Raw genomic sequence first — 12,624 nt, forward strand, 5'->3', positions numbered from 1 at the left:
GCCTCACCGCCGGTCATCACACGGTGTCCACGACTCCTTCACGAAGGGTGCGCTTTCGGTCGGCGGACGGGCGGGGGGCCCGCCGTGGGGGAGACGGGTCACATGGCGTCTGCCTAGCCTCCCGGGTCATGCGATCACCACTGAGACGCCTCGGGCTCGCCACGGTTCTCGGCCTCGCCCTCGCCCTGTTCGGCCTGGCCCCCGGCGCGAGCGCGGCCGACCCCGCACCCGCGGGGCTGACGTTCGCCACCGACACGGCCACCACCACGCCCGGTGGAACGGTCCAGTTGTCGATGACCCTCACCAACAACCACACGTACGACGTCTGGTTCGTGTACCAGACGATCGACCCCACGTGGCTCACCACTCAGCGTCCCGACCTGAAGTACAGCTTCACCGGCTGCACCCTGGCCACCGCCGCCGGCAGCACCTCCTGCTCGGGGACCGGGCCCGCCGACCTGGGCGCCAACTACGGTGCCACCATCCCGCCCGGGCAGAGCCGGACCGTCACGCTGACCCTGCAGATCGCGTCCGACTCCGGCTGCAACGGCAACATCGGCTTCTACTCGTACTACTACGCCGAGTTCAGTGACAGTTCCAGCGCGAGCGGGGGCCCGGTCCACACGCCCGAGACCCGGGTGCTCTGCGCCTGACGCACCGGACGGCTCACTGCCGCTGACCGAATTCGTGCCGGTTCCCGGCCCGGGACGAGGTCCAGACCTCCGGCAGTCGCGCCGACGGGCCGAGCGGGCCCGTCGGCGCCGCGTCCGGGGCCGCGACCTGCTCCGGTGTCCCGCACGGCCCCGCCGTTCACAGGGGACCCGGCGTTGTCGACCGGTCACTTCCGGACCGCGCGAGTCCTGATCGATACCCGCGTCTTTCCGTCAGGTTTCGCAGCACACTCACAAATTGCACACAAGCACATCACCATATGAAGCGACGGATGTGTCGACGACCGGCTTCTGAGGGGGACGCCGGCGCGCGACGCAAGGGGGTGCGTCGGCTCCATCGGGGCGGTGTCCACCCCTGTCCGCGGGAGGGGACTTCACCGCATGAAGCGGATCACACGCACCGCCGCGCTCACGGCGGGCGCGCTCATCGCCGCCCTCGGCCTGCCGAGCACGGCCGCCCACGCCGACGACCTCGTGCCCCGCGTCGATCTGCGCGTCCTGGTGGTGAGCGACGGCGGCCCGGCCGTCGACGCCATCGCGGCCGAACTTCGAACCGCGGGCACGCCGTACACGGAGGTCGACCTGACCCGGTCCGACCGCCCCACCGTCGACGCCGCGTTCCTCGCCGACACGGTGGACGGCCGACCACGCGCCAGGTACCAGGCGGTGGTCCTGCCGAACGACAACCCGTTCCCGGCCGGCTCACCCGAGATGGCGGCCCTCGCCTCCTACGAGCAGACCTACGACATCCCGCAGGTCGACGCCTACACCTACGCGCGTCCGGAGGCCGGCCTGCGGTACCCGGTGTACGGCGGCTACGCCGGCAGCATCGACGGGGCGCGGGCCGAGGTGACCGCCGCCGGCCGGTCCGGCCCCTTCGGCTATTTGGACGGCACGGTGCCCTTCGAGGACAACTCGGCGGACGTGGGCGAGAGTTACGCCTACCTCTCGACGCCCGTGGCCGGCGCGGACTTCACCCCGTACGTCGAGGCCACGATCCCGGGGAGAACCGCCCGGGGCTCGCTGGTGGGGGAGTACCGGCACGACGGGCGACGCGAACTCGTCGTCACCTTCGTGTACAACCGGTACCAGCAGCAGTTCAGGCTGCTGGCCCGCGGCATCGTGGACTGGATGACCGGCGGCACGCATCTGGGCGCCTCCCGCAACTACTTCGCCGTGCACGTCGACGACGTCTTCGCCGCCGACGACCGCTGGGACACGGAGCTGAACTGCACGCCGGGCGACGTCGACTGTCCCGACGGCGAGGGCACACCCGACCCGATCCGCATGACGCCCGCCGACGTCGACCACGCCACCACGTGGCAGAACGAACAGGACTTCACCCTCGACCTCGCCTACAACGGGGCCGGCAGCGTCGACCAGCGCGAGGACAACGGCGGCGCCGACGCCCTGGCGGACCGGCTGATCACCGAACGCGCCCGCTTCCGCTGGATCAACCACACCTACACGCACGCCTTCCTCGGCTGCGAACAGGACACCACGGTGGTTCCCTGGCGGTGCGCCACCGGCTCCGACGGCAGCACCACGTGGGTCTCCCGCACCGCCATCTCCGACGAGATCGCCACCAACCGGGTGTGGGGGCGGACCGCCGGACTGCCCCTGCACGACGACGAGCTGGTCACCGGCGAACACTCGGGGCTCAAGGTGCTGCCGCAGCAGCCCGTCGACAACCCGAACCTGGCGCCCGCGCTCGCCGACAACGACATCGCCTGGCTCGCCTCGGACAACTCCCGCGACCCGGCGCAGCGCCGGGTCGGTCCGGCCACCACCGTCTCCCGCTATCCCATGAACATCTTCTACAACGCCGGGCGCGCCGCCGAGCAGGTCGACGAGTACAACTGGATCTACACCAGCCGCGCCCAGGGCGGCAGTGGCATCTGCGAGGACAACCCGGCCACCACGACCTGCCTGCCGGCTCCGCTGGACACCGCGACCGGATACACCGCGCACATCGTCCCCGTGGAGACCCGGATCGCGCTCGGGCACGTCCTCGCCAACGATCCCAGGCCGCACTTCATCCACCAGTCCAACCTCGCCGAGGACCGCATCGCCTACCCCGTCCTGGACGGCGTCCTCGACGGCTACGAGGACCTGTTCGCCGACAACACACCCGTGGTCAATCCGCGGATGAAGGACATCGGACGCGAGCTCCAGCGCCGTGCGGCCTGGACCGCCGCCCTGGAGGACGGCCGGGTCACCGCCCACCGCATCGGCGGCACGGTCGTCGTCGAGGCGCCGGACGCCACGGCCGTCACCGTCACCGTGCCCACCGGCACCACCCTCGCGGGCGAGGCGTTCGGCGAGGCGTACGCGGGCCGCGCGTCCGGCTGGACACCCTCGGCGGGCCAGGCGCTGACCTTCACACTGCCGCAGTCCCGCGCGGCCGGTCCCGGCACCGCCGGCGACGGACCGCTCCCGGCCACGCCGCCGGCGCCCGTCACCCGGGTGCCCTCCGGCGTGCGCGACCACGTCCCACCCGCCCGCTGAGCCGAGCACCGCCCCGTCCCGGCCGTCGGCTTCCGGCCGGGACCGGCACGATCCTCCCCCCCACTCCGGCCGTGGAGCACCCCATGCACGTTCACCACGGCGCGCGGCGCCTCCGCACGGCGCGCGTCACCCTGCTCACCGAAGGCACCTACCCACACAGCCACGGCGGTGTGAGCGTCTGGTGCGACCAACTGGTCCGCGGCATGCCCGACATCGACTTCGACGTGCTCGCCGTCACCGGCACCGGCCGCGAGCCGCTCGCCTGGGAACTGCCGGCCCAGGTCACGGGGGTCACGTCCGTCCCGATGTGGGGAGCCCCGCCGGAGGGCCGCCCACCCCGGGGGCGCCGGCGCGACCGGCTCTCCGGCGCCTACGAGCAGTTCCTGACGGCACTGCTCGACCCGTGCGCGGAGAGCGGCTTCGCCCCGGCCCTGTACACGATGGCGCGGGCCGCCGCCGACGGCGTACTGAGCCCGTTCCTGCGCGGCGACCGCGCGATCGCCGTACTGACCGCCGTGTGGAACCGCCGGGGCCTGGCGGTCCGCGAAGCCCGGCCCACCCTGCACGACGCGGTGACCGCCACCGGGCTGCTCGAGCACGCCCTGCGCCCACTGGCCGCCCCGCTCCCCGAGGACGGGGTCGCCCACGCGGTCAGCGGAGGCGTCGCCGCGCTGCCCGGGCTGGCCGCCCTGGAACGGCACGGCGTCCCCCTGCTGCTCACCGAGCACGGCGTCTACCTCCGTGAGCGCTACCTCGGTTACCGCACCGCCCCCTACCGCTGGCCGGTCAAGGCGGTCGTCCTGGGCTTCTTCCGGCTGCTGGCCGAGGAGAGCTACCGCAGGGCCGCCCTGATCACGCCCGGCAACCGTTACAACCGGTTGTGGGAGGAGCAGGGAGGCGCCGACCCGGGGTCCATCCGCACCGTCTACAACGGCGTGGACCCGCAGGCCTTCCCGCCCGCAGGGCCCGAGCCGGAGCGGCCGACCCTGAGCTGGGCCGGCCGCGTCGACCCGATCAAGGACCTGGAAACCCTCATCCGGGCCGTCGCCCTGGTCAGGGCGGAGCGTCCCGACGTACGGCTGCGTCTCTTCGGCGGGACGCCGCGCGGCGGCGAGGCCTACCGGGAGCGCTGCGAGGAACTGGCCGCCGGCCTCGGCCACGGGGACGCCGTGACCTTCGAGGGCCGCGTCGACGACATCAAGGACGCCTACGCCGCCGGCAGCGTCGTGATGCTGTCCAGCATCAGCGAGGGCTTCCCCTTCACCCTGATCGAGGCCATGTCCTGCGGCCGGGCCACGGTGTCCACCGACGTCGGCGGAGTGCGCGAGGCCGTCGGGGACACCGGCCTGGTCGTGCCGCCGCGGGACCCGGCCGCCATGGCCGCCGCCGCGCTGCAACTGCTCGGTGACCCCGCACGGCGCGGGGCCATGGGAGAGGCGGCCCGGCTCCGGGTGATCGAACAGTTCACCCTGCGGCGCACCGTCGACACCTTCCGTGCCATCTACCTGGAACTGTCCGGCACCCGGCGGCAGCCGGCCGTGACCACGGCACGGCCCGACGCCGGTGCCCACGCGCGACCACGAGGCGGGGCCGCCGCCGCGGCCGTGCCGCCCGAGGACGGGTCCACGCGTCTTCCGGCACCCACGGCGACGAGGAGCGTGGCCCTGTGAGCGGACCCATGGCCCTGGAACCGGGCGGGGCCGAACAGGACACCCTCGCGCTCCGGCTGGCCGCGAGCGCCGCACGACTGCCGCCGCACCGCCCCGCGGACGACCCCACCCTCGTCGTACGGCTGCCGGGGCCCGAGCCCGACCAGGCGGAGGTGGACCGGCTGGCCGCCGCCATGGCCGACCGCGTCGGCCCCGCTGTCCACCCCTACGAGGTGGCCGCGCTGCTGGAGTCGGAAGGACTCTCCGCGGACGTCGTCCGGCACCGGTACGGCCATCCGGACCTGTTCTCCCTCGCCTCCGCCCTCTACGAGCGCGTCCCCCGCGTCCACCCCGAGCCCCCGCCCACGCCCGACCCCTGGCGTCCCGACACCGTGCGCTGCCTCCTGCGCGGGGCGCTGTTCGCCCTGCCGGGTCTCGCCCACCTGCTCGCCGCACCGCTGTGGCAGGCCGCGCGGCACGCCCCCGCCCTCGTCGCGGCCGCTGTCGTCTCGTGGGCCTGGGGCCAGGCGCTGGGGCACCGCGCCCACCTGCGCCTGGCGACCGGACGCCGGGAGGCGGGCCGCACCCTGCTCGGCGGAGGGGTCCTCGGCGCGGCCCTGGCCACCACGACCGCCGCCGCGGTGAGCGGAGGCGGGGCAGCCGTCCCGATCGCCGCCGGGCAGTCCGTGTACCTCGCCGCCGCAGGGGTGCTCCTCGTGCTGGCCCGGGAGCGGCTGCTGCTCGCCGCCCTCACCCCGCTCGTCGCCGGTGCCGCGGTGCTGCCGTGGGCCGAGCCCGGCCCCGTGCCGCGCGCGGCTCTGCCCCTGCTCGCGCTGGCGGCCACGCTCGCCGTCACCGGCTGGGCGCTGCGGGAGGTGCTGGGCGCGCCGCCCGCCACCGGTGCGCGCCGGCCACGGCTGTCGGCCTCCTTGCCCTACGGGCTGTTCGGCCTGGCGGCGGCGGTGCTGGTGCTGCTGGAAGGGCTGCGGCACCCGTACGCCGTGATCGCCCTGACGGTGAGCATGGGACCGGCCGAGTGGCTGCTGTACCGCTACCGGGGCTGGTCGGTCGCGGCGCTGCGGACGACCGCGACGCCCGCCGCCTTCCTCCTGCGCTCGGCCGGACTTCTCGCTCTCTGTCTGGCCGTCTACCTCCTGCCGCTCACGCCCGCCGCGCTCCTCACCGGGTCCGACCCGGCCGCCCTGCTGCTCCTCGCCGCGGCGCTCTGGACGGCGCTGCTGCTCCAGGCGTACGGCGTGGCCTGGCCCTCCGCCCTGATCTGCCTGGCCGCCGCGGGCTGCGCCGCGGTGGTCACCCTGCTGCGCCTGCCACCCGGGCAGGCCGTCCTCCCCGTGTGCTGCGGCGCGGCGGCCCTGTGTCTGTCGGCGTGCGCACTGCGGCTGCTCGGCCGGCCGTCCGCACACGCCTGACCGGCCCACGCACCGCCGCAGCACACGGCACGACCAGCACGACTTCGAACCGCCGCACCGAGCAGCACCGCGGTACCACCGCACCGACGCACGGCAACCGCCGCCCGACTCACCGGAAGGACAACCGAGTTGACCTCCGCACCGCTCGCCGCCGTCACCGGGGCCGAAGGATTCATCGGCTCCCACCTCACCGAGGCCCTCGTCGCCTCCGGGCACCGTGTCCGGGCCATGGCCCAGTACAACTCCTTCTCCTCCTACGGATGGCTGGAGACCCTGTCGCCGGACGTCCTGGACCAGGTGGAGATCGTCCTCGGCGACGTCCGGGACCCCGGCTCCGTGCGCGGTCTGCTCGACGGTGCCGACTGCGCCTACCACCTGGCCGCGCTCATCGCGATCCCGTACTCCTACCGGGCACCGCACAGCTACGTGGACACCAATGTGACCGGCACCCTCAACGTGCTGGAGGCCGCACGTCAGCTGGGCACGCCCCGGCTGGTGCACACCTCGACCAGCGAAACCTACGGCACCGCCCGCACCGTGCCGATCACCGAGGACCACCCCATCAACACCCAGTCCCCGTACGCCGCTTCGAAGGCGGGCGGGGACCGGCTGGCCGACAGCTACCACGCCAGCTTCGACACCCCGGTCGTGACGCTGCGGCCGTTCAACACCTTCGGGCCGCGGCAGTCGATGCGCGCGGTGATCCCGACCGTCATCGGGCAGGTCGCGGCGGGGGAACGCACCATCACCCTCGGTGACCTGCGACCCACCCGGGACTTCACCTACGTCGGGGACACGGCGCGGGCCTTCCTCGCCGTCGGCACCGCGCCCGCCGACCGGGTCGTGGGCCGCACCTTCAACGCCGGCACCGGGGGAGAGATCTCGGTCGGCGACCTCGTCGCGCTGATCGGCAAGGTGATGGACACCGCCCTCGACGTACGCGAGGACACCGCGCGTCTGCGACCCGCCGGCTCCGAAGTGATGCGGCTGGTCGCCGACGCCTCCCGGCTCGCCGACGCCACCGGCTGGCAGCCCGCCCACACGCTGGAGGAAGGACTCGCCCGGACCGTGACGTTCTTCCGCGACCCGGCCAACCTGGCCCGCTACAAGACCGGCATCTACAACATCTGACCGTCGTCCGGCACGTCCCCGGGGAACACGAAGCATGTGAAGGAGAAGGCCCATGCACGCAGTGATACTGGCAGGAGGCAAGGGCGTCCGGTTGCGGCCCTACACCACGGCGCTCCCCAAGCCCCTCGTCCCCATCGGCGACCAGCACGCCATCCTGGAGATCGTGCTGCGCCAGCTCGCCGCGGCCGGCTTCACCCACTGCACCATCGCCATCGGCCACCTCGGTGAGATCATCCGGGCCTACGTCGGCGACGGCTCCCAGTGGGGCATGGACATCGACTACGCCACGGAGGAGAGCCCGCTGGGCACGATGGGTCCCCTGCTCACGCTGCGCGAGCGACTGCCCGAGAACTTCCTGGTGATGAACGGCGACGTCCTGACCGACCTGGACTACGCCGACGTCCTGAACCGGCACAGCCGGTCCGGTGCCCCGCTGACCATCGCGACCTACCACCGGAAGGTGCACATCGACTTCGGCGTGCTCACCACGCGGAAGGGGGAAGTGGTCGCCTTCACCGAGAAGCCGAGCATGGACTACCGCGTCTCCATGGGCGTCTACGGTCTGTCCCGTTCCACTCTCGAGGGCTACACGCCCGGCCTGCCGCTGGGCTTCGACGAACTCGTCCTGGATCTCCTCGCCACCGGACGTCCGCCGCACGCCTACGAGTTCGACGGATACTGGCTGGACATCGGGCGCCCGGACGACTACGACCGGGCGAACGCGGAGTTCACCAGCCGCAGGTCCCTGCTGCTCAAGGGGGCCTGAGCCCCACATGCGCGTTCTCGTCCTGGGCCGTACCGGCTACCTGGGCCGTCATGTCGTCGCCCACCTGCGTGACCTGCCGGACGCACAGGTGGCCGCCGCGGGCCGGGCGGCCGGCGGCGGCCCGCGCGTCGACCTGGCCTGCGACCCGCCGGACCGGCTGGCCAAGACCCTGGCGGAGGCGGCACCCGACGCGGTCGTCAACTGCGCGGGCGCGACCGGCGGCGACGCGGTCACCCTGGCCGAGGTCAACGCCCGGGGCCCCGCCGCCCTGTGCGCCGCGCTGCGGCAGGCCGCGCCCCGGGCGCGCCTGGTGCACCTGGGCTCGGCCGCCGAGTACGGCCCCGGGGAGCCGGGCACCCGGGCGGCGGAATCGGCGGCCACCCGGCCGCTCGGACCGTACGGCGCGACCAAACTCGCGGGCACGGCGGCGGTGTCCGCCTCCGGCCTGGACGCGGTGGTGCTGCGAGTGGGCAATCCGGTGGGGCCGGGCGCCCCGCCCACCGGGCTGCCCGGCAGGGTCGCCGCCCTGCTGCGCGACGCCGGCCCGGGTCCGGAGGCGGTGCTGCGCCTCGGGGACCTGTCCGCCTACCGCGACTTCGTCGACGTACGTGATGTCGCTCGCGCGGTGGTGCTCGCCGTCACGACCGCCGGGCCCCTGCCGCCCGTCCTGAACATCGGCGGAGGTGAGGCGGTCCAGGTGCGCGACCTGGTACACCGGCTGGCCCGCCGGGCCGGCTTCGGCGGACGGATCGAGGAGGACACCGGCGGTTCGGCCCGTTCGGCCGCGGTGTCGTGGCAGTGCTCCGACACCACGGCGGCGGCCGGGGCGCTGGGCTGGCGTCCGGCGTACTCCCTCGAGCAGTCGCTGGCCGCGCTGTGGGAGGACGGCGGCGGGGACACCGCCGGCCCGGAAGGCGGCCGCGCTCCGTGAGTCTGCTGATTCCCCTGTACGTCCACCCGGCCGAGGACCCGGGTGCCTGGCACCGGCTCGTCATGGCCGCCGCCCGGACCCACGCCGTCGTGCTCAACCCCGCCGACGGCCCGGGGGCCGGACCGGACCGCGCCTTCGTGGCGGCGGCGGAGGCGCTGCGGGCGGCCGGCGCCCGGCTGCTCGGGTACGTCGACACCGCCTACGGGGCCCGCCCCCCGGCCGAGGTCGTCGCCGACGCGCGCCGGCACCGGGAGTGGTACGCGGCCGACGGCTGCTTCCTGGACCGGATGACGGCGGGACCCGACGGCCTGCCCGGCTGCCGGAGACTGGTCCGCGCCCTGCGCCGGACGGGCACGCGGACCGTCGTGCTCAACCCGGGCGTGGAGCCTGCGCCCGGCTACGTCCGCATCGCCGACCTGACCGTGACGTTCGAGGGCCACTGGTCCACCTACGTCTCCGCGTTCAGCCGTTCCGCCCGGGCGGAACGGCACCCGCCCGAACGGCTCTGCCATCTCGTCTACGGCGTGCCCGAGGCCCTCGTACCGCTGGCGGTGCGCACCGCGCGGGACCGCGGCGCGGGGGTGTGCGGCCCCGTGACGGGTGAACTGCCCAATCCCTGGGCCGCGTTGACCCCGGCCCTGACCGAGACCGCCCCCGAGGGACGAGCATGAGCAGGACGCTCCCGCAGTACGCGCTTCTTCCGGCCGTGTGGGCCGTGTGGGCCGTGCTGGCCGTCGCGGCCCTGTCCGGGTGCTCCGGACCGGACCGTGCCGGGAGCGCCGACCGCGGCCCGGGCCCGGCCCGCACGGCGTCGGCCGCCCCGCCGCCGGGCCCCCGTGCCTCACCGTCCCCGCCCCGCCCCCCGCACACCCCCGCCGGTACACGATGGCGCCCGCGCCCCGGGCTCGCCTGGCAGTGGCAGCTCGACGGCCGGGCCGACCCGTCGGCCGACGTGCCCGTCTACGACATCGACGGTTTCGAGAACACGGCGCAGGACGTGGCCCGCCTCCACCGCGAGGGCCGCAAGGTGATCTGCTATGTCAACGTCGGCGCGTGGGAGGACTTCCGGCCCGACCGGGACGCGTTCCCGCGCTCCGTGCTCGGCCGGCCCAACGGCTGGCGGGGCGAGCGCTGGCTGGACATCCGCCGGGTCTCCGCGCTGCGGCCGATCATGGAGCGCCGTTTCGACATGTGCCGGGACAAGGGATTCGACGCGGTGGAACCCGACCTGGTGGAGGGCTACGGCAACGACACGGGGTTCCCGCTCACCGCGGGCGACCAGCTCCGCTACAACCGGATGATCGCGGACATCGCGCACGACCGAGGTCTGTCGGTGGGCCTCAAGAACGACCTGCCCCAGATCCCCCAGCTCGTGGACCACTTCGACTTCGCCGTCAACGAGGAGTGCGCGCAGTACGGCGAGTGCGCCGAGCTCGCCCCGTTCGTGGAGGCGGGCAAGGCGGTCTTCCACGTGGAGTACTCCGAGCCGACCGGCGCGTTCTGCGGCCTCTCCCGCGAGCTGGGGCTGTCGTCCATGCGGAAGAGGCCGGAGCTGGGGGTGTGGCGGGACCCGTGCTGACCCCGCCGGGCCCCTGCCGTTCGAGGCGGACACGGGAGCGACCGCAACGGATCCCTCAGCCCGGCCCGCTCCTCGTGACCGACGCCATGGACGCGTCGGACTGCCGCAGTTCGGCGAGGAGTTCGCTCTGCCCGGCGAGCAGTTCGGTCAGGATCCGCCGGGCCGCGCGCAGCAGCTCGGCGACGTCGCCGCCGGCGAGGGCGTACCGGACGGTGGAGCCCTCGCGGACCGAGACGACGATCCCGGCCCTGCGGAGCACGGCCAGCTGCTGCGAGAGGCTGGACGGCTCGATGTCGATGTCGGCGAGCAGGTCCCGTACCGGCACGGGCCCGTGCTGCAGCAGCTCCAGGACCCTGATGCGCACAGGGTGTCCCAGCATGCGGAAGAACTCTGCCTTGGCCTGATAGAGGGGGACTTGCATGGGTGCGTGCTCCCTGCCGCATCGGGGATGTTGTGCGGGGCGCGGCGGCGCTCCCGAGGGCGCGCCGCCGCACGATCCGCCGTTCGTCGCCACCGATCCTTCTGGCTCGGCGCGGCGCGCACCCATGGCTTGGGACCATGTTGATGTGGTGACTTGAAGAAGTCTTCACATCATGGGCGCGCGTCGGCCCGGTTCCCGGGGCGTTCACACTTCCAATTGCTCTTCGATCCGCTTGAGCTGGTGGCGGGCCATCGCCAGGTTCGACCGGGTCTTGTCGAGCACCAGGTACAGGAACAGGCCGTTGCCGCTCCGGCCGGTGACCGGCCGGATGAGGTGGTACTGGGTGGCGAGCGTGATCAGGATGTCCTCGATCTGACCCTTCAGGCCCAGCAGTTCCATGGTGCGCACCTTGGCCCGGATGACATCCGTGTTGCCGGCGGCCGCCACGTTGAGGTCGAGGTCCTTGCCCCCGCCCAGCGTGCCCAGGGCCATACCGCTGGAGTAGTCGACGACGGCCGCTCCGAGGGCCCCCTCCGCTTCGGTCATGATGTCCTTCAGTGACACTTCCACGGTCGCCATGGGCGTCTCCCTCTACAGTCGTTTCGTGGGTTGCGTCGGCCTCGACGGGACGCCGGTCCTCGCCCTGGCCGCGGTGGAACCGTAGGCGGACGGCACCGGCCCGGGGGCGCTGGTTTCCAGGGATGACAGCCGATGATCGAATACTTGCGTCAGGGAACTGCCGTTTGACTGTCACGCGTTCGGAACGCTTCGGTCTGAGCGGCGGGACGAGGACCGGCCCCGCGTCGGCCGCAGCCATCTCCACAGCAGCCGCTGCCTGGTCGTCCCCGCAGTCCCGCAGCCGTGTTTCCTGGCGGCAGCGGAATCAATATCTGTTCCCGAGGCATCAGTTTTTGAAGGGCCGCGCAGCGGGAGTTTTTGCCGTGAAGAGCGGAGTGGAATTATCCAACGTGCACGGGCCGTTCCGGCGTGCTACTGTTCATCTCAGTTGCAGTTGTGGTTCCCAAAACTTCAAGTGCCTCCGCCCGCTTCTGCGGGCGGGAGCACTTTTGTATTTCCGGTCATTTCCGGGCGGGGTAATCATCGCGGCGACACGGCGTCCGCGTGGTGCGGACGCCGACGCACTGCCCCGAAGGAGATATGACATGGCTGCTGGTACCGTGAAGTGGTTCAACGCGGAAAAGGGCTTCGGCTTCATCGAGCAGGACGGTGGCGGCGCCGACGTGTTCGCCCACTACTCGAACATTTCCGCGCAGGGCTTCCGTGAGCTGCTCGAGGGTCAGAAGGTGACCTTCGACATCGCGCAGGGCCAGAAGGGCCCGACGGCCGAGAACATCGTTCCGGCCTGACGCTCACGCGTAATCCGTAGCTGGGGCCCGCATCCCTCGGGGTGCGGGCCCCAGCTGCACGCGTATCCCGCAGCGGCTTCACCCGCGGGACGACCCGGAGGAATCCGCAGTACCACCCAGCGGTTCCTCCCTCAGGACGCAGACGCATCCTGAAGCGCCGCACCGCATCCG

General features: G+C 73.0%; 12 protein-coding genes. 10 read left to right on the forward strand and 2 right to left on the reverse strand.

All coding sequences use genetic code 11. The features are described 5' to 3' along the window. The first annotated feature begins 128 nt into the window (after positions 1–128). The 9 genes from F1615_RS02495 to F1615_RS02535 all read left to right on the forward strand — a co-directional run bounded on the left by F1615_RS02495 (position 129) and on the right by F1615_RS02535 (position 10,665). On the forward strand, positions 129–653 hold the full coding sequence (locus F1615_RS02495) for a hypothetical protein (protein ID WP_149547163.1): 525 nt from the start codon (positions 129–131) through the stop codon (positions 651–653). A gap of 399 nt (positions 654–1,052) precedes the next feature. Continuing rightward, positions 1,053–3,179: a hypothetical protein gene (locus F1615_RS02500; RefSeq protein WP_149547164.1), complete on the forward strand. Its 2,127-nt coding sequence runs from the start codon at positions 1,053–1,055 to the stop codon at positions 3,177–3,179. An 83-nt stretch (positions 3,180–3,262) separates the two neighbouring features. Then, positions 3,263–4,849, forward strand: coding sequence for a GT4 family glycosyltransferase PelF (gene pelF / locus F1615_RS02505; RefSeq protein WP_149547165.1), 1,587 nt, complete (start codon positions 3,263–3,265; stop codon positions 4,847–4,849). After that, positions 4,846–6,258, forward strand: coding sequence for a hypothetical protein (locus F1615_RS02510; protein ID WP_149547166.1), 1,413 nt, complete (start codon positions 4,846–4,848; stop codon positions 6,256–6,258). The genes pelF and F1615_RS02510 overlap by 4 nt, the downstream gene beginning before the upstream one ends. Before the next feature lie 129 nt (positions 6,259–6,387). Next, positions 6,388–7,389 carry a GDP-mannose 4,6-dehydratase gene (locus F1615_RS02515; RefSeq protein ID WP_149547167.1) on the forward strand — a complete coding sequence of 334 codons (1,002 nt, stop codon included), beginning with the start codon at positions 6,388–6,390 and terminating at the stop codon, positions 7,387–7,389. Positions 7,390–7,441: 52 nt separating this feature from the next. Further along, positions 7,442–8,155 carry a sugar phosphate nucleotidyltransferase gene (locus F1615_RS02520; RefSeq protein WP_149547168.1) on the forward strand — a complete coding sequence of 238 codons (714 nt, stop codon included), beginning with the start codon at positions 7,442–7,444 and terminating at the stop codon, positions 8,153–8,155. Positions 8,156–8,162: 7 nt separating this feature from the next. Continuing rightward, entirely contained in the window at positions 8,163–9,086 is a 924-nt protein-coding gene (locus tag F1615_RS02525; protein WP_149547169.1) for an NAD-dependent epimerase/dehydratase family protein, read from the forward strand. Further along, positions 9,083–9,757, forward strand: a complete 675-nt coding sequence (locus tag F1615_RS02530; RefSeq protein WP_149547170.1) for a spherulation-specific family 4 protein — start codon at positions 9,083–9,085, stop codon at positions 9,755–9,757. The genes F1615_RS02525 and F1615_RS02530 overlap by 4 nt, the downstream gene beginning before the upstream one ends. Further along, complete coding sequence (locus F1615_RS02535) at positions 9,754–10,665, forward strand: endo alpha-1,4 polygalactosaminidase (protein ID WP_244328612.1); 912 nt, start codon at positions 9,754–9,756, stop codon at positions 10,663–10,665. The genes F1615_RS02530 and F1615_RS02535 overlap by 4 nt, the downstream gene beginning before the upstream one ends. A 55-nt stretch (positions 10,666–10,720) precedes the next feature. Here F1615_RS02535 and F1615_RS02540 read toward each other — a convergent pair whose 3' ends face one another. Beyond that, on the reverse strand, positions 10,721–11,086 hold the full coding sequence (locus F1615_RS02540; RefSeq protein WP_149547171.1) for an ArsR/SmtB family transcription factor: 366 nt from the start codon (positions 11,084–11,086) through the stop codon (positions 10,721–10,723). A gap of 204 nt (positions 11,087–11,290) precedes the next feature. Further along, positions 11,291–11,665 carry a hypothetical protein gene (locus F1615_RS02545; RefSeq protein WP_149547172.1) on the reverse strand — a complete coding sequence of 125 codons (375 nt, stop codon included), beginning with the start codon at positions 11,663–11,665 and terminating at the stop codon, positions 11,291–11,293. A gap of 584 nt (positions 11,666–12,249) precedes the next feature. On the opposite strand from F1615_RS02545, the gene F1615_RS02550 reads away from it, so the two are divergent. Further along, positions 12,250–12,453, forward strand: a complete 204-nt coding sequence (locus F1615_RS02550; RefSeq protein ID WP_149547173.1) for a cold-shock protein — start codon at positions 12,250–12,252, stop codon at positions 12,451–12,453. Positions 12,454–12,624 lie beyond the last annotated feature (171 nt).

The organism is Streptomyces marokkonensis (assembly GCF_008312835.1).
Lineage (GTDB): Bacteria > Actinomycetota > Actinomycetes > Streptomycetales > Streptomycetaceae > Streptomyces > Streptomyces marokkonensis_A.

Bases quoted from the DNA above. Each gene is read 5' to 3' on its own strand.
- F1615_RS02520 (WP_149547168.1), top strand. From the start codon at position 7,442: ATGCACGCAGTGATACTGGCAGGAGGCAAGGGCGTCCGGTTGCGGCCC.
- F1615_RS02535 (WP_244328612.1), top strand. From the start codon at position 9,754: ATGAGCAGGACGCTCCCGCAGTACGCGCTTCTTCCGGCCGTGTGGGCC.
- F1615_RS02500 (WP_149547164.1), top strand. From the start codon at position 1,053: ATGAAGCGGATCACACGCACCGCCGCGCTCACGGCGGGCGCGCTCATC.
- F1615_RS02495 (WP_149547163.1), top strand. From the start codon at position 129: ATGCGATCACCACTGAGACGCCTCGGGCTCGCCACGGTTCTCGGCCTC.
- pelF (WP_149547165.1), top strand. From the start codon at position 3,263: ATGCACGTTCACCACGGCGCGCGGCGCCTCCGCACGGCGCGCGTCACC.
- F1615_RS02525 (WP_149547169.1), top strand. From the start codon at position 8,163: ATGCGCGTTCTCGTCCTGGGCCGTACCGGCTACCTGGGCCGTCATGTC.
- F1615_RS02545 (WP_149547172.1), bottom strand. From the start codon at position 11,665: ATGGCGACCGTGGAAGTGTCACTGAAGGACATCATGACCGAAGCGGAG.
- F1615_RS02550 (WP_149547173.1), top strand. From the start codon at position 12,250: ATGGCTGCTGGTACCGTGAAGTGGTTCAACGCGGAAAAGGGCTTCGGC.
- F1615_RS02540 (WP_149547171.1), bottom strand. From the start codon at position 11,086: ATGCAAGTCCCCCTCTATCAGGCCAAGGCAGAGTTCTTCCGCATGCTG.